Below are 23,491 nucleotides of genomic sequence, written 5' to 3'. Positions count from 1 at the left end.
TCATGGTTATACAGTCCTGTATAGGGAGAGGAGGGAGCGAGATGGACGTCAGTACCTTGCAACAACTGGATGCGAACATTCTGCTCGGGATCATCAACGAGAAGCTGCGGCTGGAGTGTGATGGTCTGGAAGAGCTGCTGGCTTACTACGACATGACAGAAGATCAGCTGGCTACCCGTCTGCAACAGATCGGGTATCACTACGACCCTATGAGCAATCAGTTCAAGGCACATGGTTAATTGAAATCAAAGGGTGCTCCGATGGGGGCATCCTTTTTATTACCTGACGAGGAGGTGTGAATTGAAAACGCTTTCAATTTCTCCCGTGTTGACGGTTATTTTCACGTATTTTCAGTCACAGGCAATCATTGAAAACCTATTCATGAAACTATCTTTTTTGTTTTCTTGTATCACTATGATTTAAAACGAAATTTATATTTCATTCAGGCGGACTAAAGGAAAGGGTTTTCATGGTGAAACTGTCATTTTTATGCGTTAAAGTGTGACTCACGTTAACTTTTAAACCCTTGGCTTTAGCTAGTATGCCCCCGCCGGAGCATATTCTGAGATAACAACAGCGCCGGCCCCCCCGATGGGATGACATTTTTTATTTGTAACGAAGGAAAATGGTTTATGGCTACCAAGAAGAAGACAGACCAGGATCTCCAACTGGATAAAGATCAGCTCAAGGCGAGTATCGTGCGTCACCTGCGTTCTACCTTGGGTACAAGCGAACAGAAAGCCTCTCCGGATGCCTGGTGGAAAGCGACCGCTGCCGCCGTCAATGAACAGGTGTACGAGCGCCTGACCCGTACTCAGCAGACTCACTTCAAGAAAGATACTCGTGCGATTCACTATCTCTCTGCTGAATTTTTGATGGGGCGTTTGACCTCCAACAACCTGCACAACCTCTCCCTCTACAAAGTCTGTGAAGAGGCGCTGGGTGAACTCGGTCTGGAACTGACCGATCTTTGTGAACAAGAACCTGACATGGCCCTTGGCAACGGCGGCCTGGGTCGTCTGGCTGCCTGCTTCATCGATTCCCTGGCAACCTTGAACTACCCGGCGGTGGGCTATGGCATCCACTACGAGCACGGCCTGTTCCGTCAGGAGATCCAGGATGGTCGCCAGATCGAGCGTCCGGACTCCTGGCGCGAATATGGCAACCCCTGGGAGATCTGCCGCCCGGAATCGGTGCAGGAGATCCCGCTCTACGGCTACGTGGAGACCGTCTTTGGTGACAAGGGTGGCCTGAAGAAGGTGTGGCACGCCGGTCGCAAGATCAAAGGGGTGCCCTGGGACATTCCGGTGGTCGGCTTCGGTGGTCACACCGTCAACATCCTGCGTCTGTGGGAATCCCGCGCCTCCGAGTTCTTCGACTGGGACGTGTTCAACGCCGGTGGTTATATCGACTCCCAGGCCGAGAAGGCCCAGGCCGAGACCATCTCCAAGGTGCTCTACCCGAACGATGAGACCGACGCCGGCAAGGAGCTGCGCCTGATCCAGCAGTACTTCTTCTGCGCCTGCTCCATCAAGGACATCATGCGCCGCTACAAGCGGGTGCATGGCAGTGACTTCAGCAACTTTGCCGCGCAAATCGCCATCCAGCTCAACGATACCCACCCCACCGTGGCCATCCCCGAGCTGATGCGCGTGCTGGTGGATGAAGAGGGGCTGAACTGGGATACCGCCTGGGGCATCTGCTATCAGGTCTTCTCCTACACCAACCACACCCTGCTGCCGGAAGCGCTGGAGAAGTGGTCCGTCAGCCTGTTCGAGAAGGTACTGCCCCGTCACCTCGAGATCATTTATGAAATCAACGCCCGCTTCCTGAACGAGCTGGTGGAGCCCAAGTGGCCGGGCAACGATGCCATCAAGGCCAAGCTCTCCATCATCGAAGAGGGTGACGTGCGCAAGGTGCGCATGGGCAACCTGTGCGTCATCGGCTCCTCCAAGGTGAACGGCGTGGCCGAGATCCACTCCAAGCTGGTAAAGGAAGATCTCTTCCCCGAGTATGCCGAGCTGTGGCCCGAGAAGATGTGCAACGTCACCAACGGCGTGACTCCCCGTCGCTGGCTGCTGGCCTGCAACCCGGAACTGGCCGAACTCTACAACGAGGTGGTGGGCAAGGAGTGGCCGCTGCAACTGGACAAGCTGCGCAGCGTGGTGAAGTTTGCCGACGACAAGGCGTTCCAGCAGCAGTTCATGACCATCAAGCGCCACAACAAGGAGAAGCTGGTCAAGGTCATCAAGGCGGAAACCGGCATCGACGTGAGCGCGGAGGCGATCTTCGACGTCCAGATCAAGCGTCTGCACGAGTACAAGCGCCAGCAGCTAAACCTTATCCACATCATGGCGCTCTACCGTCGCCTGCTGGCGAACCCGGACTATGACATGCATCCGCGGGTGTTCATCTTCGGCTCCAAGGCGGCGCCCGGCTACAAGCTGGCCAAGGACATCATCTACGCCATCAACAAGCTGGCGGAGCGGGTCAACAACGACGCCCGTATTCAGGGCAAGCTGAAAGTGGTGTTCATGCCGAACTACCGCGTGAGCCTTGCCGAGAAGCTGATCCCGGCGGCGGATGTCTCCGAGCAGATCTCCACCGCAGGTTACGAAGCATCCGGTACCGGCAACATGAAGATGGCGCTGAACGGTGCCATCACCATCGGGACGCTGGATGGAGCCAACATCGAGATCGCCGAAGAGGCGGGTGCCGAGAACTGCGCCATCTTCGGTCTGAATGTGGACGAGGTGAAGTCCCTGAAGGCGCGCGGCTACAACCCGTATGACTTCTACTACGCCAACTCCGAACTGAAAGCCGTGCTGGACTGGTTTGATACCGACTACTTCACGCCGGGTCGTCCGGGTGAGCTGGCCTCCATCAAGCGCTCCTTGCTGGAAGGGGGAGACCCTTACCTGACCCTGGCGGATTTCGAGTCCTACTCCGAGGCGCACAAGCTGATCGACGCTTGGTACCGGGATCCGGCCCTGTGGGCGAAGAAAGCCATCATCAACTCTGCCACCATGGGCAAGTTCAACTCCGACCGCTCCATCCAGGATTACGTAGACCGGATCTGGAAACTGACGAGCTGCAGCGTCGGCTGATGTCTGCTCCTGTGAAAAACCCCGCGATGCGGGGTTTTTTTTCATCTGTCGGGTTGAGAGAGGCTCAGGGCCTGTCGACCACCCGGGTGTCCGCCGGCACCCGTTTCTTGCCGGTGATCATCGCCCTGACGAGATCGCCCCGTACCAGACGATCCAGGGCGATGACGGCCAGTACATGGACGAAGATGGCCACCTGCAGCCCCTTGGCAAAGAACTCGTGGATCTCTTCCATGCGATGGGTGCCGGAGAGAGGCCCGTATTCGGTCATGATCCCGCTGGCGGCGGTGCCGACAAGGCAGGTCAACAGCAGCAGTATCATCAAGGACCCCAAAGGATTGTGACCGGCGTAGTAGGGGTGGCGCCCCTTGATCGTCTCCTTGAGATAGGTGATGACGCCGGCCGGTGTCGGCAACCACTGGGCGAAGCGGGCATGATAGGAGCCGATGAAACCCCATACGATGCGCAGTACCAGCAGTCCTGCCAGCGCATATCCCGCATAGCGGTGGTTGCGCGCTCCCTCTTCAAGGATGAAGAGATTCAGCACGCACAACAGCACAGTGGCCCAGTGAAATCCCCTGACCACCGGATCCCATACCTTGATTTCACGGTTGTTCTGCATCGTCTTTCCCATGAGGTGATCCCCTTGTCGTGATGTCCATGATCATCGCCATCGTCAGCCATGGCTGCGTGATGGCCGTTGTCAGCATCATGGAGGTGATTTCTTAAGTGCGAGTTAACGTCGTCGTGATGTCACGGGTAGGGAGTGCGGTGGTTTCGGGGCGAGAAAAAGCCCCGGCGATGCGGGGCTTGGAGGGGCATTAGGGGGCGAACCTCAGTGGAGGATATCCCCCATGAAATAGGCCAGCATGGTCAGGATGACGGTGAACACCAGGTTCAGTACCAGGCCGGCCCGCATCATCTCCCGTTGCTGGATATGGCCGCTGGCGAAGACGATGGCGTTGGGGGGCGTGGCCACCGGCAGCATGAAGGCACAGGAGGCGCCGACGGCGATCAGCACGGAGACCACGATGGGGGAGACCCCCAGTGCCTCGGCCACCCCGGCGAACAGCGGCACCAGCAGCGCGGCAGTGGCAGTGTTGGAGACCAGCTCGGTGAGGAACACCACGAAGGCGGCCAGGCAGAGCAGGATCACGAAGATGGGCATGGAGGAGAGGCCGCTGGAGAGGTGCTCCGCCAGGAAGGCGTTGGCCCCGGTCTGCTTGAGGATGGCGCTCAAGGTGAGACCACCCCCGAACAGCAGCAGCACGCCCCAGTCGGTGTTCTGGTTGATGTCATCCCAGCTGGCGACGCGGCTGATGGCGATGGCCAGGATGGCGCCCATGGCGATCAGGGTATCGAACTGGGGAATGCCGCCCAGCGCCTTGGCAAGAGGCTGGGATCCAATCCACAGCAGCACTGTGGTCAGGAAGATGGCCAGGGTCACTTTGCGCTGACCTGTCCACTCGATGGTGACCTGCTCGGTGCTGACCTGGTGGGAGAGATTGGGACGGGTCACCCAGTAGAGCAGGCCGATGCCTACCGGCATGAAGATGATCACCACGGGGATGCCGAACTCCAGCCAGTCGGTGAAGCCCAAGCCCATCTGGGCGGCGGCGATGGCATTGGGGGGGCTGCCCACCAGTGTGCCGATGCCACCGATGCTGGCGCTATAGGCGACGCCAAGCAGCACGAAGACCAGGGTGCGGCGCTCCTTGTGAACGTCCAGCCCTTTCAGCATGCCGAGGGCCAGCGGCATCATCATGGCCGCGGTTGCGGTGTTGCTGATCCACATGGAGAGGGCGGCCGTGATGGTGAAGAGCACGATGGAAGCCCAGCCCAGGTGTCCCTTGGCTAGCTGCATCACCTTGCCGGCGATCTGGGTGTCGAGTCCCTGCTTGGAGAGGGCTGCCGCGAGGGCAAAGCCGCCAAAGAAGAGGAACAGGACGGGGTTGGCAAAGTCGGTCAGCGACTTGCTCATGTCGAACACCCCGAGCAGGGTGGCGAGCACCGGGATGGAGATGGCAGTGATGGTGATGTTCACCGCCTCGGTCAGCCAGAGGATGGCGATGAAGATCAGGATGGCCAGCCCCTTGTTGACCATGGGGTCAAACGGGAGCCATGCCAGCATGGCGCAGAGCAGGAGCAGATCCAGGATGACGATCCCGGACTTGATGTCCAGCCAGCGTGAGGGGGGAGTCGGAGGTACAGCCGATGTGTGCATAACGTTCTCTCGGTTAATTTATGGTTGTTGTTGTGATGCCGAGGTTACATATATCCCCCTGTTTGAAACAGGGGGATATGGTCAAATCATGTGGCGACTCACAGAGTCAAGTGAAAATGGATCTTCAATCAAACAGAAATGAAACATTTTATTTTCATTTGACGGGGGAGGTGAAGGAGAGCAGCCACTCCTTGAACAGGCTCTTGGGCAGGGAGCCGCTGCGCTGTGCCAGGATCTCCCCCCGCTGGAAGACCATCAGGGTAGGAATGCTGCGAATGCCATAGCGACCTGCGATGGCGGCCTCCTGCTCGGTATCGAGTTTCACGAAGCGAAGGCGGGGCTCAAGCTCCCGGGCGACCTCCTGAAAGACGGGGGCAAACTGCAGGCAGGGGCCACACCAGCTTGCCCAAAAGTCCACCACCACCGGGATGTCGGACTGGATCAGGGCATCGAAGCTGGCCTGACGCCCCGCCACCGGGGTTTGTTCGAAGAGGGCGTGACGGCAGCGGCCGCACTTCGCGTTTGAGTCTGCTTTTTCGACAGGCAGGCGGTTGCGGGTAAAGCATTGGCTACAATAGGTGGTGACAAGTGACATAATTGCTTCCTTATTTCATGGCCCGGCAACATCTTTATTGCAATCAGAGCGCCGACTAACGGTAACATAGCACTCAGTGGTTTTTCACAGTTGGCCTCCGGCCGTGACCTGATGTCACCGGATGGCCGACCATGACATGAGAATCGAGACGGGATGAAGAGTGTTGCACGGGCCAATCGTGTTGTCTTTGGCCTTATCATCGTATCGCTGGTGGGCTTTTCTGCCTATTGCTGGCAGTTGCTCAGCCAGCAGCAGCGTGCCTTCGATTTGAGCGTGGCGGCTGAGATGGTGCTCAATCGGGTCAATACCGATACCGTCTATCTGCTGGGGCGCGAGAAGGCCAGCGATGGCAGCGTACAGCAACGCCTGAGCCTGCTTTCCAGTCACCTGGACAGGTTCGTCAGGCTGGTGCACGAGGATCCGGAGTCGGTGGACGACCCCGGCTCCCAGGCGTTGCAGCGGGACATCGACGGTTATCTGCTGGATCTCGCCAGGCTTTACACCATGGAGATGACCATCGAGTATCTGGCTCCCCGCTTCCAGGGCCAGCTCAAGGCGTTGCAAGGCACCCTGCCGGTCGGTGAGGCGCAGTACCGCGACCTGACCGAACTCATGCGCCTGCACCACTACCTCCGACGTAGCTGGGATCAGAACGAGCAGCGGCAACTGTTGCAACTCCAGCAGCACCTGCTTGACCGCTATGGCGAGCAGCCGAGGGTCGCGGCCCTCGTCCGGCTGGGCCAGGAGTTCAATCAGCAGGTGATGGAGTACCATCGCCTGCGCAATCAGGTGGTGGAGATGAAGGGGCTGAGCTCACTGCCCGCCTGGAAGCAGAGCAAGCTGGAGCGGGCCTCCTCCCTCAAGAGCCGCTTCTACCTGATGGTGCTGGGGGGGGCGCTGCTCTGCTTCTCGCTGGTGGCCGCGACCCTGTGGCGTCGCAACCAGAAGCTGAGCGAGCTCTCTCGCCATGCCGCGCTGCTGGCCCAGGCCAAGAGCGACTTCCTGGCCAACATGAGCCACGAGATCCGCACCCCCATGAATGCCATCATCGGCTTCAGCGCCCTGGCACTGCAAACCAGTCTGGATCCCCAGCAGCGGGACTATCTCAACAAGATCAAATCCTCGTCGGACACCTTGCTGCTGCTCATCAACGACATTCTGGATCTCACCAAGGTGGAGTCCGGCAAGTTGACCCTGGAGGAGATCGACTTCGATCTCAGCGAGCAGCTCGACTCCCTCGCCGCCATGTTCGCGGATCTGGCGGAGCGCAAGCACATCGAGGTCATCATCAACAAGTCTCCCGCCGTGCCCGACTTTCTGCGCGGGGATCCGCTGCGCCTCGGTCAGGTGCTGGTCAACCTGGTGAACAATGCCATCAAGTTCACCGAGCGGGGCGAGGTGGAGGTGGCCATTACGCTCACCAGCCAGCATCCCATGCGGGTCTGCTTCAGCGTGCGGGATACCGGCATCGGCATCGCCCCGGAGAAACAGGCCCAGCTGTTCCAGCCCTTTACCCAGCTGGAGGCGGGCAATACCCGCAAATATGGCGGCTCCGGGCTTGGCCTCAACATCTCCCAGCGACTGGTGGGGCTGATGGGCGGGGAGATCACCGTGCAGAGCAAGCCCGGGGTAGGCTCCACCTTCCTGTTCGAGATCCCCATCTCCCAGGCGGTGTACGGGGTCTCGGGGCGCCGGGTCTTCTTCGATCACCAGCCCCTGATCCTGATGATGGATGACAACGAGCTGGTGCTGGAACTGGCCAAGGACATCCTGGGGCGGGCGGGGGCGTCCGTCATCACGGTCAACAGCCTCTCCCGCGCCCGTCAGGTGCTGCGGGAAGAGGGGCATCACATCCGCCTCGCCATCCTCGACTGGCGCATGGGTCAGGAGGATGGCCTGGACTTGGCCCTCGAGATGTACCAGCACAGCCAGTGGCGGCGCCTGCCTGTCCTGATGACCAGCGCCTGGTCCAGGGAGGGGCTGCACGGGCGGATGGAGAGCATGGGACTGACCCATTTCCTGGCCAAGCCCATGACCGAAAACGCCTTGCTGGCCAAGGTGGACGAACTGCTCAACGGCAGCTCCCATGACAGCAAGGTCCGCCAGGCGGAGGCCCAGGGGGATCAGCAGCAGTTCCGGGAGCTGCTGCGCGGTACCCGGGTGCTGCTGGCCGAGGACAACCGGGTCAACCAGCAGCTCATTCTGGAGTACCTGCGCCGGGTGGAGGCCAAGGTCACCGTGGTGGACAACGGCCGCGAGGCGGTGGAGCAGGTGGCGGAGCAGCCGTTCGACGTCATCCTGATGGATCTGCAGATGCCGGTGCTGGACGGGCTGGATGCCACCCGCCAGATCCGCAAGATGGTGGACAAGCACGATGTGCCCATCATCGCCCTCACCGCCAGCGCCATGCCGGGGGACAGGGAGCGCTGCCTTGGCGTCGGCATGAACGGCTATGTCACCAAGCCGGTGAGCAAGCTCGATCTCTACAACAACCTGCTGCAATGGGTGAAGAGCAGCGGCGGGGAGCCCAAGGTGCCCATCGAGGTCAAGCCGCCGGCCCTCATGGGCGTGCTGGATCTGGAGGATGCCCTGCGCCGGCTGGAGCATGACAGGGAGGCGCTGCAGATCCTCTTCAAGCTGTTCCTCTCCGAGCACAAGGACGATCTGTGGGACATCCGCACCGCCCTGCGTCGCCAGCAGCCCGAAGTGGCGTGCCGCTTGCTGCATACCCTGAAGGGGGTGTCGGCCAACATCTCCGCTTCCCGCCTGCAACTGCTGGCCGGGGAGATGGAGTGGCGGCTGCGGCTGCAGGAGGAGCTGAGCGAGGGGGAGCTCAACCAGTTGCAGCAGGTCTTTACCCAGACCCGGGAGGAGGTCTCCCACTTCCTGCTCACCGGGGAGCAGCAGGAGTCGGTCGCCTTCCCGTTCTCGCCCCCCGACAAGCGGCTCTGAGGGAGGGCAAGATAGCAATCGTTCTCAAGTCACCCGCTTCAGGCTATGATGACCCACTCGTTCGCCCCCGCCAGGGGGCGATTGTATTGAGCTTCTCTTCACGATCACGCGGCAGCGCGCCGCGACCAAGGACTTCTCTGTGAGCGTATTTTTGCGGCTTGGCTGGTTTTTCAAGGATCAGTGGCGGCGTTATCTGGTGGCCATCTCCCTGCTGATGCTGGTGGCCCTGTTGACCGTGATCCCCCCCAAGGTGGTGGGCTGGGTGGTGGATGGCATCGCCAAGGGTGACCTGGACAGCGGCACCCTGACCGGCTATCTGGTGGGGCTTTTTGGCCTGGGACTGCTTATCTACCTGCTGCGCTATGTGTGGCGGGTCATGCTGTTCGGTGCCTCCTACCGGCTCGCCTACGTGCTGCGCAACCGGCTGTTCAGCCACTTCACCCGCATGAGCCCGGATTTCTACCAGCGCCACCGTACCGGTGATCTGATGGCCCACGCCACCAACGACATCCAGGCGGTGGAGATGACCGCAGGGGAAGGGGTGCTGACTCTGGTGGACTCCTTCATCGTCGGCATCCTGGTGCTCTCCATCATGTGCAGCCAGTACTCCTGGCAGCTGACCCTGCTCTCCCTGCTGCCCCTGCCGGTGATGGCCTTCTTCATGAACCGCTTCGGGACCCAGATCTACAAGGAGTTCAAGGCGGCGCAGGGGGCCTTCTCCCGCCTCAACAACAAGACCCAGGAGGCCCTCTCCGGGGTGCGGGTGCTCAAATCCTACGCGGTCGAATCCTTGGAGGACGAGGGCTTTGCCGAGCTGACCCGTCAGGCGGGGGAGCGCAACATGGCGGTGGCCCGCATCGACGCCAAGTTCGACCCCGTGATTTACCTGTGCATCGGCTGCTCCTATTTTCTGGCGGTCGCAGGGGGCAGCGCCCTGGTGCTGCAAGACAAGCTGACTCTGGGGGAGCTCACCAGCTTCACCATGTACCTCGGCCAGCTCATCTGGCCCATGTTCGCCATCGCCTGGCTGTTCAACATCATCGAGCGGGGCAGCGCCGCCTATTCGCGCATCGAAAGCCTGCTGGGGGAGCGCAGCGACATCGAGGAGCCAGCCCATCCCGTGGCGCTGGCCTCGGCCTTTCCCCTGGGGGTGCAGGGGCTGGGCTACCGGCTGGAGCAGCGCACCCTGTTGCAGGGGGTGGATGTCACCCTGCAGGCTGGCGCCATGCTGGGGATAGTGGGACGCACCGGGGCAGGCAAGAGCTCCCTGCTCAAGCTGCTGATGCGCCTGGCCAACCCCACGGCCGGGGAGATCCGCATGGGGGAGGTGCCCATCTCGCAACTGTCGCTGGGTGAGCTGCGCAGCCAGTTTGCCTATGTGCCCCAGGAGCCGTTTCTGTTCTCCACCACCATCGCGGCCAACATCGCCCTGGGCCGCCCCGAGGCGAGCCGGGAGGAGATTGAGCGGGTGGCGCGCATCGCCTGCGTGCACGACGACATCAGCCGCTTCCCCAAAGGGTATGAAACCGAGGTGGGGGAGAAGGGGGTGACCCTCTCCGGCGGTCAGAAGCAGCGTCTGGCCATCGCCCGCGCCCTGCTGCTGGATGCCCCTATCCTGGTGCTGGATGACGCCCTCTCGGCGGTGGATGCCCACACCGAGCAGCAGATCCTGCTGGCCCTCAAGGTCCACAAGCGCACCCTGGTGCTGGTGAGCCACCGCATGACGGCGGTGGAGCAGGCGGACGAGATCCTGGTGCTGGAGCAGGGAGCGATCAGCGAGCGGGGCCGTCACGAGGCCCTGATGGCCAGGAACGGCTGGTACGCGGACATGGTCCGCTACCAGCGCCTGGAGCAGGACGTGGAGGAGAGCCTGTGAACAGGATGACAAGACCCCTGGTTTCCTTCACCCCCCGCCCGGCTCCCGCGAGCGGAGAGGGGAGCAAAGAGAGTCAATTCCCGTGGAACGTTGCGCTGGAGGCAAGTCTGTGAATCCAACCATCAAACGGCTGCTCGCCTACTGCGCCAGCTACCCTCGCTGGCTGGTGCAGGCGGGCATCTGCCTGCTGCTCGCCACCGGCGCCGAGGTGGCGGGCCCCTTGCTCATCAAGCTCTTCATCGATGACTACCTGGCGCCGCGCCGGCTGGAGTGGGGCATCATCGCCGCCCTTGCCGCCGGTTATCTGGGGTTGCAGGTGTTGTCGGCGGCCGGCTTTTACCTGCAATCCCTGCGCTTCAACCGCATCGCCCAGGCGGTGGTGCAGCGTCTGCGCGAGCAGGTGTTCGCCACCGCCATCCGCCTGCCTGCCCGCTATTTCGACAAGCACCGCTCGGGATCCCTCATCTCCCGCATCACCAACGACACTGAGGCGATCATGAACCTCTATGTCCAGGTGATAGGGCTCCTGGTGCAAAAAGTGGTGCTCCTGTGCGGCATCCTGCTCTCCATGGCGCTGCTGGATCTGCGCCTGATGCTGGTGTGCGCCACCCTGCTGCCGGCGGTGGGAGCCGTGATGTGGCTCTATCAGAAACTGAGCGTGCCCGTGGTGCGGGCGACCCGATCCTTGCTCTCCGACATCAACAGCCGTCTCAACGAGTCGTTGCAGGGGATGCCGGTGATCCAGGCCATGGTGCAGGAGCGCCACTTCGCCAACGCCTTTGCCGGGGTGAACCAGCAGCACTGGCAGGCACGGATCAAGAGCCTCAAGATCAACGGCATCCTGCTGCGCCCCCTCATCGATCTCTTCTACATGATGGTGCTCATCGGTCTGCTGGCCCTGTTCGCCCACGAGGGGCTGAGCACGGCGGGGGCCATCCAGGTGGGTGTGCTTTACGCCTTCATCAGCTATCTGGGGCGGATGATCGAGCCCCTCATCGAGATGACCAACCAGCTCAACCAGTTGCAGCAGGCCATGGTGGCGGGGGAGCGGGTGTTCGCCCTGCTCGATGAAACCCGCGAGAGCACCGACGGGGAGGTGCGCCCCCTGGAGGGGCGGGTACGCTTCGATGGGGTGGGCTTCTCCTACGACGGGGAGCAGCAGGTGCTGCAAGATGTGAGCTTTGCCACCCGGCCGGGCCAGATGCTGGCGCTGGTGGGCCACACCGGCAGCGGCAAGTCCACCATCATCAGCCTGCTGATGGGTTTCTACCCCCTGGATCGGGGGAGCATCCACTTTGATGATCACCCCATGAACGGCCTGGCCCTCTCGGCGGTGCGCCGCAGCATCGGCCTGGTGCAGCAGGATCCTTTCATCTTCGTCGGCACCCTGGCCGAGAACCTGCGCCTTGGGCGTGACGGCATCGAGGATGGGCGGCTCTGGCAGGCCCTGGAGGAGGTGCAGCTGGCCGATTTCGTGCGCCGCCTGCCCGATGGCCTGACCACCCTGATGGAGGAGGGGGGCAAGAACCTCTCCGCTGGCCAGCGCCAGCTGCTCTCCTTTGCCCGCGCCCTGGTGGGGGATCCGCGCATCCTCATCCTGGACGAGGCGACCGCGAGCGTGGACTCCCAGACCGAGCTCGCCCTCTCCCAGGCGCTCTCGGCGGCGCGCCGTGGCCGCACCACCATCGCCATCGCTCACCGCCTCTCCACCATTGTGGATGCCGATGAAATCCTGCTGCTCTCCCGCGGGTGGGTGAGCGAGCGCGGCACCCACGGCGAGTTGATGGCACTGGGGGGGCATTATGCCCAGCTGTTCGAGATGCAGAGCCAGGGGGCCTGGCTTGAAGAGAAACGGGCCTGAGGCCCACCTAAAAAAACAGCCGGCATCTGCCGGCTGTTTTTTTGACTGGCGGGGTTACACCGTGGCCTTGCTGCGGCTGACCTGTTTGGGCTCCAGGGGCGGGAAGTCATCGTTGAAGAAGGTATCCGCTTCTTCAATTTGTGCCTTGCGCTGCTTCTGGATGAAGTTGTCGAAGTCGCGCTTGATCTCGGGGTCCTTGAGGGCCTCGTAGTCGAACACGTTGGCGGCATAGAGGTAGTTGAAGTAGATGTCGACGAACTCGGCGCTGGCACAGGCGGAGGTGAACTTGCTGTTCTGGCGGTCGAAGTTGACGCGGTACTGCTTGATCTTCGGCACATAGACCAGCTCGTTGCCCACCTTGAACACTTCCACCGTGACCCCCACCGTGATGGTCTTGTAGAAGTCCTTGTTGTTCTCCACCCCGAAGCGGATGGCATCCCCCTGCTTTTGCAGGAACTTGTTGAAGCTGGCCAGCGCCGTGGTGCCCTGGCTCACCACCACGTCCATGATGAAGTTGATGAAGTCGGTGGCGATGCTGAGCCCCTTGATGTGGCGGCTGTAGCTCTGCTGATCGATCTTGCTCGGCCCCATCAGGGGGATCTTGGAGAGGGCCCTGGCCCAGAGATCCGCGTCCGTCTTGTACTGCTCGCCATAGGCTTCGGCGTAACGGTTGATGTAGGCGGTGACCACGGAGGTGATGGCGATGAGGTAGGCCTTCTGTTCCGCCAGCTTGGCCATGACGGCGGGATCGTCCAGCAGCTCGTTGGCCACGATGAACTCCACCAGACCGTCCTTGTCGGCATAGGGATCATTGCCCACCGCCCGGGCGGTGTCGGGCAGATTGACGTCGTTGAAGAAGGCCTCGGCCTCGGCGAACTGATCATGGTTGCTCAGGCGGTTGGCCGGTGCCTCGCGCACCAGCTGGCAGAGCACCAGCTCGGCCTCGTAGTCCGACTCGCGCCACAGGGGGGCCTGCAACTGGTTGCCGAAGGTCTTCTTGTAGGCGAGGTTGAAGTCAAACAGCACCGAACTGCAGCCGCAATCCATGGCGAAGTCGACGGTGTAGCTCAGCGGCCCGGTGGGCAGGGGCTTGCTCATCTTCCCCTTGGCGCTGAGGTTGGCATAGCACTTGAGGTACTCCCGGCCAAACAGCTCGTAGGCACGGTTGTTGTTGAAGTTGAGCTGGAAAGTACCGGCGCTCTCGCCCCCGTTGAACAACTGTTGCACGTGACTCATCTCTCTATCCTTATGGTGAGATTGGTAGACGGGTTGACCCGGTGCCGAGTGGCTACTTCCGGGCCAGCAACAGCCTAGCGAGGGAGAGGGGGTTTGGTTACTGCGAATAATCCCAGTGGCGGGGGCGGGATCCTGGGCTAGCCCCCTGACGGGGAGTATTTCTCGTTGTGTTTCATTCGGATATGGCTGTCATGGTCCCGTCATCCGGGGCGGGACCTTGAAAAAAATCGGAAAAAGGGGAAAGAGAGGGGCGACCCGGGGTCAGGAAAGGCCGGTTTTATCATTTGCCAGGCAAATAGAACCTGACCATTGCATGAATTTTGCAAATACCCTTTGGGGGCCCGCTCACAGGGATGGCACGGGAGGCTTGTCTATCGGGAAGCAGGCTGGCAACATTTGCGTCACATTCACTCATCGGATCAGTTTGCAATGGACCTGCAACGCCTCAAAGCCAACCTCGCCCTTCGCCTGTTCGCCTGGCGCTACATTCCCGTCATTGGTTTTTGTGCCCCCGTCATCGAGCAGATGGACGCCAGGGCGCTGCGCATCCGCATTCCGCTGGGCTGGCGCACCCGCAACCACCTGGGCAGCATGTATTTCGGGGCGCTCGCCACCGGTGCCGACCTGGTGGGAGGGCTCCTGGTCATGGAGAAGGGGCGGGCGCGGCGCAAGAAGGTGCATTTTGCCTTCAAGGATGTGCAGGGGGAGTTTTTGAAGCGCCCGGAGGGGGACGTGCAGTTTGATTGCGCGGCGGGGGAGCTTATCGACGCCATGATCGACGAGTCCCTGGCGAGCGGCCAGCGCATCAACCGCCCCATCCAGGTGGTGGCCACCTGCCCGTCGCGCAACGGCGACGAGGCCATGGCCCGCTTCGTGCTGACCCTCTCCATCAAGGCCAGCTGAAGGCCAGAGGGCGCTTGGCGCCCTTGTTCAAGCCGGGATCAGAGGATCTCGGGGCTGACGCCTTCTTTCACGACTACCTTCATGCCGTTGAAGTTAACCGCCCGCTCGGCCACTGTGCTGGGAAGCGCTTGCGTGGCAGGGCGTCAGGATCAGGGGATCTCGGGACTGACGCCTTCCTTCACCACGACCTTCATGCCGTTGTAGTTGACCACCCGCTCGGCCACTGTGCTGGGTAGCGCTGGCGTGGCAGGGCGTCATGATCAGAGGATCTCGGGGCTGACGCCTTCCTTCACCACGACCTTCATGCCGTTGAAGTTGACCACCTGCTCGGCGACTGTGCTGGGTAGCGCTTGCGTGGCAGGGCGTCAGGATCAGAGGATCTCGGGGCTGACGCCTTCTTTCACGACTACCTTCATGCCGTTGAAGTTGACCACCTGCTCGGCGACTATCTTGCAGCGTTTGCGGGTCTCGACCTGACCGTCCACTTCCACCAGGCCCTCGGCGACCAGCGCCTTGGCGGCACCGCCACAATCGGCCCAACCCTGATGCTTGATCAGGTCACACAAGGCAACGAAGGGGTGACCTTCGAGCAGAAACGTCTCCATGGGAAATCCTCTAGCTGGATGAATGGCTGAAACAGCGGGGGCTCATTCTAGGCAGTTAGGCGGGGCAGGGAAAGGGCCCGGGCCGAATTGCCCCGAAAAAGGGGCGAGCACAGGCAAAAAAACCAGCCCGACCGGGCTGGTTGTGTCTCTGGGGGCCACTGGCGCTCAAGGGAGTTTCACCACCGCTTCCCCCGTCACGGCGAGGGCGCCGCCCTGGGTGAAGATGCGGGTGGCCAGGGTGGCGATGGGCTTGTCGCTTCGAAGGGCAATCACCTCCACCTCCGCTGTTACCTCGTCCCCCACGAACACCGGGAGCGTGAAGGAGAGGCTCTGGCCCAGGTAGATGCTCCCTTTCCCGGGCAGTTGCTGCCCGAGCAGCCCGGAGAAGAGGCTCGCCAGCAGCATGCCGTGGACGATGGGGCGCTCGAACACCGTCGTGGCGGCGAAGTCCGGGTCCAGGTGCAGGGGATTGAAATCCTCCGAGAGGCCGGCGAAGGCCGCCACCTCGGCCGGGCCGAAGCGCTTGGTCAGGCTGGCTTTCATGCCCACGGCAAAGGGTTGTGTACTCATGCGGGTTCCTCTTCTTGCTTCCTGACGCCGGCAAACACCGGATTGAGCCGTACCTTGACGTAGCTGCCGGGGGCCGCCTCCAACCCCTCGGCAGGCTGCCGGGCAGGGACGGGCTCTGCCTCGTCACGGTCTTTGATAAAGCGCATCATCTCGGGCCACCAGGAGCCGCTCTGGTGGGTCGCCCCCGCCAGCCACTGCGCCGGGCTGTCAGCCTCGGCCTCGCTCTGCCAGAAGCCGTATTTGTTGGCATCCGGCGGATTGATGATGCCGGCGATGTGCCCGGATTCGGCCAGAATGAAGCGCCGCTCGCCCCCGAACAGCGCCATGCCCTGCCAGGTCCCCTGCCAGAGGGCGATGTGATCGTCCACGGCGGACACCAGCAGCACCGGGGTCTTCACCTTGGCGAGATCGATGCGGGTGTGGCGGATCTTGAGCTCCCCCTTCACCAGCTGGTTTTCCAGGTAGAGTCGGCGCAGCAGGCTGTTGTGGGTCTTGCCCGCCACGTTGGTGCTGTCGCTGTTCCAGTGCAGCAGATCGAACGCCACCGGGCTCTGACCCTTGAGGTAGCTGTCGATGTAGTAGTTCCAGTAGAGGCTGTTCTCCCGCAGCAGACTGAAGGAGACCGCCAGCTGGCGCCCGTCCATGATGCCCCTGGCCTCGTTCTGCGCCTCGAGCGCTGCGATGATGGGCTCGTGGATGAAGATGCCAAGCTCCCCGGGCTGGGAGAAGTCCAGCAGGGTGGTGAACAGGGTGGCGCTACGCACCCGCTGCTTCTGGCGCCGCGCCGCCAGCCAGCCCATGGCGAGTGACAATGCAGTGCCGCCGATGCAGTAGCCGATGCCGTGCACCTCCCGCTCGCCGGTGGCCGCCTCCACGGCGTCCAGGGCGGCGATGACCCCGTCCACCACGTAGTCGTCGAGATCGACCTGCCCCTGTGCCACCCCCGGGTTGCGCCAGGAGATCATGAAGACCGTCTGCCCCTGGGCGACCAGCCAGGCCACCAGGGAGTTCTGGGGGCGCATGTCCATGATGTAGTACTTGTTGATGAAGGGGGGCACGACCAGCACCGGGGTCTTGCCCACCGTCGCCGTGGTCGGGCTGTACTGGATGAGCTCAAAGAGCTCGGTGCGCAGCACTACCCGGCCCGGGGTGGTCGCCAGATCCCGGCCGAGCTCGAAGGCGGACTCGTCGGTCAGGCGGATGTTGAGGTGATCGGCGCTGCGCTCCAGATCTTCGGCCAGGAGCGCAAGGCCGCGCACCAGATTCTGGCCGTCGGACTCCAGGGTGAGCTTGAGCAGCTCCGGGTTGGTGGCCAGGAAGTTGCTGGGAGCCATGGCGTTGACGTACTGGCGGGTGAAAAAGCGCAGTCGCTCCCGGCTCTTCTCGGGCACGCCCTCCAGGGCATCCACCGCCGCCAGCAGGTGTCTTGCGGTCAGCAGATAGGATTGCTTGAGGTAGTCATAGAGGGGTTGCTCGCTCCAGGCCTCAGCCTTGAAGCGGCGATCGCTGCGATCCGGGGTGATCACCGGCTCGCTCGGCTGGCCTGCACTCTTGAGCAGGGTGTGCTGCATCAGCTTGAGCTGATCCTGCCACCAGTTCATCTGGGACTGGATCAGCTGCCAGGGCTGCTGGCTGCCCTGCTCCAGCACCTTGCCCAGATCGTCCAGACTGGTCTGCAGCAGGGCCTGGGCCGTGCGCTCGGTCTGGGCTCTGGCCATGGCCAGCAGCTTGTCGTTGTAGTGGGCCAGGGCCTCGAACAGCGGGCCGTAAGATGATTGGCTCATGTGTTCTCCTTCACCCACGCCCGGGGCGGGCACTTGCCCGTTCTGTCGAGTCGTGGGGAGATGTGGCTGCCCGCAAGACGGGCAGCCAGGGGTTGTCAGGCCTTGCCCGTGCTCTTCTTAATGCCATCTGCGGTCAGGGCATCCAGTTCTTCCTTGAACTGCTGGCCGAGGGTGCTGAGCTTCTGGATGTCATCCAGCATCTGGCGGGAGAGCTGGCTGGCGCTCTCCAGCTGCACGGTGCCGAGGGCCGCCAGGCTCTGGGCATCCTGTACCTTGCCGACGGCCTGCAACTGGTTGAGCCCCAGTTCGGCGTAGGCATTGGCGGACGCCAGTTGCAACCGGGTCAGCTGTTCGATGTTGCTGGCCAGCAGCTGGTTGTAGCGGGTGAGGGGAGCGGCAAAGCCTTGCATCTGCTCGGTAAAGCTCTTGATCACGTCCATATTCATCATGGGTCTCCGGTTCGGCAGAACACTGTTTTTGCGGGTCAATCGACCCTTCTTGCGGGTACAGCACGTCATCCCTGTGTTACGTGTTGTTTGCTCTGTTCAAACACACGTTTGAGCATTCTGCAACCAATCCACCTTTGGTGTAAATGACATAAATGTTAGTTTCTGTTTGAATTTTCCAATCCGCCGAGAGAGCCATCCCCGGATTCAGACGAGAGGTGACGCAGGGCAGGGGGCGGGGTCTCGTTCCCTGGGGCCTGCGCTGGTACCCTTGAGCCACACCCTCTTCACAAGGAATCCCCGATGAAACCGTTCACCCTGCTGCTCGGCTGTGGTGCCCTGACCCTCGCCGGTGTCGCTCAGGCCAGCACGCCGGTCCAGATCTCCCTGCCCGGTATCAACCTGCCCTCGTCCAATCAGGTGGAAGGAGCACGGGCTTCCTTCCTCTACGGCCGCACCGGCCAGGTGAAGGGGATCGATCTGCCGGTGTTCGCCCTCTCCGATGTGGATCAGTTCACCGGCCTGCAGCTTGGTGTGTTCTTTGGCGCGAGCCGGGTGCGCCACCAGTTTGGCGGGGTCGCCATCAACGCCGTCAACTGGCACGAAGGGCAGGATACCGGCCTCAATCTGGGCTTCGTCAACCTGACCAACAATGTGAAGGGGCTCAACTGGGGGGCGGTCAACATCGCCCAGGGCAATGCCCTGGCCAACGTCGGCTTCGTCAACTATGCCGAACGCACCACGTTCCAGCTGGGATTCGTCAATGCCACCAAGCACCTGGACGGCTTGCAGATTGGCCTGGCCAACTACGCCGAGAACGGCATCTTCCCCATTCTGCCCCTGATCAACTTCAAGAAATCCTTCTAGGGACCAACTTGCCCTTGCTTTAGGAGGGGCAGCCATTACCCTGTGCTCCATCAAGGCTGCACAGAGGTAACAGGGGCATGACAACGGAACACATGGACGCCATCGGCATCGGCTGGGATGTGAGGGGCTGGCAGGGCAATGCCCAGGCGGTGGCGGTGGTGGGTTGGCAGGCCCGGGAGTCGCGTCTGCACTGGCTCGGGATCTCCCCCCTGTTTCGCCTGAGCTCCCGGGTCGCGCCGGATCTGGATGCCCTGCTGCGCCCGGCCCTGCAAGACGAGGTGGCGCTGATGCAGGTGCTGGCCTGCCCGTGCCTTGCTCTCGGCATCGATGCGCCCCTGGCCTTTCCCCGCGCCCTCGCCGATCTGCTGGCGGGGCGGGGGAGCGGCTTTCCCGTGCCCCAGCGGGAGATTGACAACCCTTACGCCTACCGGGATTGCGAGCGCTGGCTCCATCAGCACTATGGCAAGAAGCCCCTCTCCGCCACCTTCGACAGGTTCGGCAACAACGCCACCCTGGCCCTCTCCATGCTGCCGCGTCTCGGGGATCTGCAACTGGTGCCAAAACAGGCGAGGGCTGCCGGGCGCGCGGTGCTGGAGGTCTATCCCGCCCTGGCCAAAATGGGGGGCAAAGCCTCTGCTGTGCGGCCCGAGCTGCAACCCCACCTGCCGGCGTCCCTCATCCCTGGAACGGATCCCTATGATGCCGCGCTCTGCGCCCTGATGGCCCTGCAATATGCGGCCGAAGGGGCCGTCACCTCGCTGCCTGCTCTGGTGGACCTGCCGGAGGAGATGGCACCGGACGAAGGCTGGGTCTACCACTTCGCCCGGGATTGAGACGCCCAAGGGCACCGCGCTCCCTCTGACGACTGCTGGCGACTCGCTGTAGTCACGGCACTGGTGACGTGACTTGCTGTCGCCACTGCGTATGGCTTGCCGTTGCCACGGTGTCAGGCAAGGGTAGGCCGTGTTCGTCCTGTGATCTTCCGACGCCTCCTTGACCCTTGCCCTTGTTGCCTTATTTTGCGACTGCCGACTGCCGACTGCCGACTGCCGACTGCCGACTGCCGACTGCCTACTGGCGTCTTTCCATCGGACCTCATCCTTGATCCCGACTGTTTATGGTTGGTTGAAAAATCACCTTGTATGCCATCAGACAAGAGGCGTCCAGGTACATTTATCACCCCGCAGCAGCGGGGGAGATGGTTCCAGGGTTGTGCAGAAACAGAGTTGTGGCGGTCAAATATGCGGCAGGTTAGGCCTGCAGAAGCATAAATAGGGAGTCATGGCGTTAATTGCTGGAAGAGCCGTCTCTTCATCCGATATATTGCCTCTTTTCCTCAGGCTTCTTGTGCGGTGGTGTCGATGAAACGCATTCTCTCTATCCAGTCCCACGTGGTGTTTGGCTGTGCCGGCAACAGTGCCGCCGTGTTCCCCATGCGTCGTCTCGGCATAGAGGTGTGGCCCATCAATACGGTACAGTTCTCCAACCACACCCAGTACGAGGCGGGTTGGCAGGGAATGGCGATGCCGGCGGGCCACATTGCCGCCTTGTGCCAGGGGCTTTGCAATATCGAGGTGCTGGCGCGCTGCGATGCGGTGCTGAGCGGCTATCTGGGCTCGGCGGAGCAGGGGGACGAGATCCTGGCGGTGGTGGCGGCGGTGAAGCGAGCCAATCCGGCGGCCCTCTATTTCTGCGATCCCGTGATGGGGCATCCGGAGAAGGGGTGCATCGTCGCCCCGGGCGTCACCCGCTTTCTCACCGAGCAGGCCCTGCCGGTGGCGGACATCATGGCCCCCAATCTGCTGGAGCTGGAGACCCTGTGCGATGTCCATCTGACAACCCTGGCCCAGACCCGGGTCGCCGCACGCCAGTTGCTGGAGAAGGGGGTGAAGATGGTGCTGGTCAAGCACCTGGGTCGCGCCGCCAGCGTCCCCGGCCGCTTCGAGATGCTGCTTGCCACCCCCGAGGGAGACTATCTGATCGCCCGTCCCCTTTACGATTTCGCGCGCCAACCGGTGGGCGTGGGGGATCTCATCAGTGCCCTGATGCTGGCCAACCTGCAGGCGGGATATGATGGGGTGAGCGCCTTCGAGCGCACCAACGCCGCGGTGGATGCGGTGCTGCGACAGACCTGGGAGGCGAATGCCTACGAGCTGCAGCTCATCACGGCCCAGAGCGCCTTTGCCGATCCGCAGATTGCCCACAGGGCCGAGCGACTGGCCTGACGCCATTGATCAGCCCGTGACGGGACTGGCTGATCAAGGTTCAGCTTGCGGCACTGATCGGTGTTGCATCCTGAAAATGTTCGACCCTGGGGAAGGGGTCGTAGAAGTGGTGCAGCAGGGCCTTCCACTCCTGGTACCGGGGGGAGCCCCTGAACCCCCGGGTGTGATCTTCCAGCCGCGCCCACTGCACCAGCAGCAGGTAGTGATGGGGATCGTCCAGGGCACGCTGCAACTGGTGGCCCAGGTAGCCGGGCATGGCGCTGATGATGTGCTGGGCCCGGGCGAAGGCCTGCTCGAAGTCAGTTGCCTTGCCGGGAATGATCTGCAGATGGGCGACTTCCAATATCATGATGGCTCCTTGCCGATGAGTCTGATTGAACCAAAAACCTATGTGCGCCGAGCCTTGGAGGGGACAAAACCGGCACGCTGTCCGGTCTTGCCAGGCCGTCTGCCTCAGAGCTGCTTGTAGAAGAACTGGGTGGCGGCGAGGGTGCCGTCCCCATTGCGGGCGAAGTCCGGGATCTGGCCGGCCTCCTGATAGCCGAGCTGGCGATAGAGGCTGGAGGCCACGTCGCCGACCCGGGTATCCAGCACCAGCAAGGTACGCCTGGCGTCCCGGGCCCCTTGCTCCATGGCGTTCATCAGGGCGCGACCCACCCCCTTGCCACGGGCCTGGCTGTGGACCATCAGCTTTTCCACTTCGGCCCTGTGGCCCCCGTTGGCCTTGGTGCACAGGGAGAGCTGCAGGGCGCCCACCAGATGGTGCTGATCAAACGCCACCCAGAGCTTGCGCACTCCATCCGCCAGCTCCCCCTCGATGCCTTGCCAGTACGCCAGCCCCTGCTCTTCCTGCAGGGGGGGCAGAAAGCCCACCGAGGCACCGCTGGCCACGCAATCTTGCAGCAGGGCGATCAGCGCCGGTTTGATGCCTCTGGTGCTCTCGACCTCAAGGATCTCCATTGAATGTCCTCATCTTCTCTCTTGGCCCACGTGGGGGATTAACGTCTCGGGCGCGGACTCTCCTGCCGGTGCCATTATCATCCGGTCAGGTGCGCCGTCTCTTAATGGATCAGTCCCTGCGCTGCCAGCCACTGGAACAGCAGGCGGGAGACGGGGGAAACTTCGGCCAGGTGGCGGCTGTCCAGCCAGCGCAGCTCGGCGATCTCCGCCGAGGCGACGGGCGTGCCGTCGGCGTCCCCCGTGTAGCAACGCAGATTGACATTCACTCCTTGCGGCTTGCCGTCCGCCTGGGCGCTGAACTCGCAGGCGAACGCCAGGGTGTCGGGTTTCAGGATGACCGCGAGCTCTTCCTCGATTTCACGAACGAGGGCCGCCTCGTCGCTCTCGCCCGGCTCGCGCTTGCCCCCCGGAATGTAGTAGATGTCCTTGCCGTGGGAGCGGGCGCACAGCAGTTGTCCCTCCTTGAAGGTCAGCCAGGCGAGTTTGTCGATCATGGGCAGATTCCTCTTGTTGCCGCTTGTCAAAGGGGGGGCTCGCTGCTCGCACAGGGTGCGATAGGGGCGGGTTTCCCGCATCTCGGGCGCCAGTCCCAGCCGGCTAGCCAGCGCCAGCAACTGCGCGCGGTAGGCGGGCAGGGCGGTCTCGTCGTCAGTCATGATGGCGAGCTCGGCAAAATCACCGACGCCTGCCAGGTGATCCACCGTGACGTGGAAGGCCCCCAGAAAATAGATGCTGCGCCGCTTGTCGATGGTCAGCACCGGCTGGTAGCCCAGGGTGCGCACCATGCTGGCCGCCTTGCCCGCATCGGGGATGTTGACCGCCTCGCAGCGATCGGGTCCGGGCCCTTTGACTATCCAGAGCCGGATGCCGCTGGGGGCCATGGTGCGGATGATCAGGCTCTTCTCCTCCCGGGCCAGGGCGCCATCTGCCGTGTCGAAGTAGCAGTCCTGCTCATGATTGTCCGCCACCATCACCTCGGGGCCGAGGGCCGTGAGGGTATGCACAAAGGCGGTGCTGTCCGTCAGGCGGTATTTGAACTCCACCTCGAAGCGCCCCTGAAAGTGGGTGGTCATGGCCTTGCGACGGCTCCCGAACGGCAAATGAATAGGGCAGCCTAGCAAAAGTGCCGGGCTCTCCCAAGCATCGGGATCACAGCTTCGCATCGACTGCCGACTTTATGACCAGATGGTGAGGGAAAATCCGCCCTGGTGCACAGCTTGTGGCCCGGTGGCTGGGCGCCGTACGGGGGCTGTGCTCTAATAAGCTCCCTCTTTGGCGGTATT

21 protein-coding genes and 2 pseudogenes are annotated in these 23,491 nt (G+C 62.2%); 10 read left to right on the top strand and 13 right to left on the bottom strand.

The genetic code is table 11. The features are described from left to right. Positions 1–41 precede the first annotated feature (41 nt). Positions 42–239, top strand: coding sequence for a DUF4250 domain-containing protein (locus AB7E19_RS06580; protein ID WP_045524559.1), 198 nt, complete (start codon positions 42–44; stop codon positions 237–239). Positions 240–632: 393 nt separating this feature from the next. After that, positions 633–3,107: a glycogen/starch/alpha-glucan phosphorylase gene (locus AB7E19_RS06575; RefSeq protein ID WP_045524561.1), complete on the top strand. Its 2,475-nt coding sequence runs from the start codon at positions 633–635 to the stop codon at positions 3,105–3,107. Between the two features lie 64 nt (positions 3,108–3,171). Here AB7E19_RS06575 and AB7E19_RS06570 read toward each other — a convergent pair whose 3' ends face one another. The 3 genes from AB7E19_RS06570 to trxC all read right to left on the bottom strand — a co-directional run bounded on the left by AB7E19_RS06570 (position 3,172) and on the right by trxC (position 5,923). Further along, positions 3,172–3,738, bottom strand: coding sequence for a cytochrome b/b6 domain-containing protein (locus AB7E19_RS06570; RefSeq protein ID WP_080770075.1), 567 nt, complete (start codon positions 3,736–3,738; stop codon positions 3,172–3,174). 201 nt (positions 3,739–3,939) lie between these two features. Further along, positions 3,940–5,328 carry an SLC13 family permease gene (locus tag AB7E19_RS06565; RefSeq protein ID WP_045524563.1) on the bottom strand — a complete coding sequence of 463 codons (1,389 nt, stop codon included), beginning with the start codon at positions 5,326–5,328 and terminating at the stop codon, positions 3,940–3,942. A gap of 154 nt (positions 5,329–5,482) precedes the next feature. Beyond that, positions 5,483–5,923, bottom strand: coding sequence for a thioredoxin TrxC (trxC, locus tag AB7E19_RS06560; RefSeq protein WP_010674892.1), 441 nt, complete (start codon positions 5,921–5,923; stop codon positions 5,483–5,485). Positions 5,924–6,076: 153 nt separating this feature from the next. On the opposite strand from trxC, the gene AB7E19_RS06555 reads away from it, so the two are divergent. The 3 genes from AB7E19_RS06555 to AB7E19_RS06545 all read left to right on the top strand — a co-directional run bounded on the left by AB7E19_RS06555 (position 6,077) and on the right by AB7E19_RS06545 (position 12,612). Next, positions 6,077–8,875, top strand: a complete 2,799-nt coding sequence (locus AB7E19_RS06555) for a response regulator (protein ID WP_427934752.1) — start codon at positions 6,077–6,079, stop codon at positions 8,873–8,875. A gap of 139 nt (positions 8,876–9,014) precedes the next feature. Beyond that, positions 9,015–10,751 carry an ABC transporter transmembrane domain-containing protein gene (locus AB7E19_RS06550; protein WP_427934750.1) on the top strand — a complete coding sequence of 579 codons (1,737 nt, stop codon included), beginning with the start codon at positions 9,015–9,017 and terminating at the stop codon, positions 10,749–10,751. Between the two features lie 109 nt (positions 10,752–10,860). Next, positions 10,861–12,612 (top strand): ABC transporter transmembrane domain-containing protein, encoded by a 1,752-nt coding sequence (locus AB7E19_RS06545; protein ID WP_103261909.1) that lies wholly within the window; start codon positions 10,861–10,863, stop codon positions 12,610–12,612. A 54-nt stretch (positions 12,613–12,666) separates the two neighbouring features. On the opposite strand, the gene AB7E19_RS06540 is transcribed toward AB7E19_RS06545, so the two are convergent. Continuing rightward, positions 12,667–13,848 (bottom strand): hypothetical protein, encoded by a 1,182-nt coding sequence (locus AB7E19_RS06540; RefSeq protein WP_322131746.1) that lies wholly within the window; start codon positions 13,846–13,848, stop codon positions 12,667–12,669. 429 nt (positions 13,849–14,277) lie between these two features. Between AB7E19_RS06540 and AB7E19_RS06535 the strand changes: the two genes are divergently transcribed. Together AB7E19_RS06535 and AB7E19_RS06530 are read left to right on the top strand one after the other, a co-directional pair. Then, entirely contained in the window at positions 14,278–14,751 is a 474-nt protein-coding gene (locus tag AB7E19_RS06535) for a DUF4442 domain-containing protein (protein ID WP_010674883.1), read from the top strand. Positions 14,752–14,832: 81 nt separating this feature from the next. Further along, positions 14,833–14,955: a hypothetical protein gene (locus AB7E19_RS06530; protein ID WP_427934749.1), complete on the top strand. Its 123-nt coding sequence runs from the start codon at positions 14,833–14,835 to the stop codon at positions 14,953–14,955. Positions 14,956–15,011: 56 nt separating this feature from the next. Here the strand turns inward: AB7E19_RS06530 and AB7E19_RS06525 are convergent. The 5 genes and pseudogenes from AB7E19_RS06525 to AB7E19_RS06505 form a co-directional block, all read right to left on the bottom strand. Next, positions 15,012–15,086 (bottom strand): annotated as a pseudogene (locus AB7E19_RS06525) (ribosome-associated protein); the annotation flags it as partial. Positions 15,087–15,122: 36 nt separating this feature from the next. Then, entirely contained in the window at positions 15,123–15,356 is a 234-nt protein-coding gene (ybcJ, locus tag AB7E19_RS06520) for a ribosome-associated protein YbcJ (RefSeq protein WP_010674882.1), read from the bottom strand. A gap of 165 nt (positions 15,357–15,521) precedes the next feature. Next, positions 15,522–15,926 (bottom strand): MaoC family dehydratase, encoded by a 405-nt coding sequence (locus AB7E19_RS06515; protein ID WP_045524572.1) that lies wholly within the window; start codon positions 15,924–15,926, stop codon positions 15,522–15,524. Further along, positions 15,923–17,710, bottom strand: coding sequence for a class I poly(R)-hydroxyalkanoic acid synthase (locus tag AB7E19_RS06510; RefSeq protein ID WP_200163669.1), 1,788 nt, complete (start codon positions 17,708–17,710; stop codon positions 15,923–15,925). Before AB7E19_RS06510 ends, AB7E19_RS06515 begins: the two co-directional genes overlap by 4 nt. A gap of 95 nt (positions 17,711–17,805) precedes the next feature. Next, positions 17,806–18,156, bottom strand: a complete 351-nt coding sequence (locus AB7E19_RS06505) for a phasin family protein (protein WP_041211496.1) — start codon at positions 18,154–18,156, stop codon at positions 17,806–17,808. Positions 18,157–18,459: 303 nt separating this feature from the next. Between AB7E19_RS06505 and AB7E19_RS06500 the strand changes: the two genes are divergently transcribed. From AB7E19_RS06500 to pdxY, 3 genes are all read left to right on the top strand, one after another. Then, positions 18,460–19,023 (top strand): VC2662 family protein, encoded by a 564-nt coding sequence (locus AB7E19_RS06500; RefSeq protein ID WP_427934748.1) that lies wholly within the window; start codon positions 18,460–18,462, stop codon positions 19,021–19,023. A gap of 77 nt (positions 19,024–19,100) precedes the next feature. Further along, positions 19,101–19,856, top strand: coding sequence for a DUF429 domain-containing protein (locus AB7E19_RS06495; protein WP_427934747.1), 756 nt, complete (start codon positions 19,101–19,103; stop codon positions 19,854–19,856). Positions 19,857–20,384: 528 nt separating this feature from the next. Then, the gene (gene pdxY, locus AB7E19_RS06490) at positions 20,385–21,248 is read left to right on the top strand and encodes a pyridoxal kinase PdxY (RefSeq protein WP_214003572.1); all 864 of its coding nucleotides are present in this window, start codon (positions 20,385–20,387) and stop codon (positions 21,246–21,248) included. 40 nt (positions 21,249–21,288) lie between these two features. Here pdxY and AB7E19_RS06485 read toward each other — a convergent pair whose 3' ends face one another. The 4 genes and pseudogenes from AB7E19_RS06485 to AB7E19_RS06470 all read right to left on the bottom strand — a co-directional run. Continuing rightward, complete coding sequence (locus tag AB7E19_RS06485) at positions 21,289–21,597, bottom strand: antibiotic biosynthesis monooxygenase family protein (protein WP_010674876.1); 309 nt, start codon at positions 21,595–21,597, stop codon at positions 21,289–21,291. A gap of 104 nt (positions 21,598–21,701) precedes the next feature. Next, a complete protein-coding gene (locus AB7E19_RS06480; RefSeq protein ID WP_010674875.1) occupies positions 21,702–22,208 on the bottom strand; it encodes a GNAT family N-acetyltransferase in 507 nt (168 codons plus the stop codon). 101 nt (positions 22,209–22,309) lie between these two features. Continuing rightward, complete coding sequence (locus AB7E19_RS06475) at positions 22,310–22,702, bottom strand: NUDIX hydrolase (RefSeq protein ID WP_010674874.1); 393 nt, start codon at positions 22,700–22,702, stop codon at positions 22,310–22,312. Positions 22,703–22,732: 30 nt separating this feature from the next. Beyond that, positions 22,733–23,281: pseudogene (locus AB7E19_RS06470) on the bottom strand (class IV adenylate cyclase); the annotation flags it as partial. Positions 23,282–23,491 lie beyond the last annotated feature (210 nt).

This window comes from Aeromonas sp. (genome assembly GCF_050252055.1).
Taxonomy (GTDB): domain Bacteria; phylum Pseudomonadota; class Gammaproteobacteria; order Enterobacterales; family Aeromonadaceae; genus Aeromonas; species Aeromonas caviae.
This window is presented reverse-complemented; position numbering and strand designations above follow the sequence as displayed.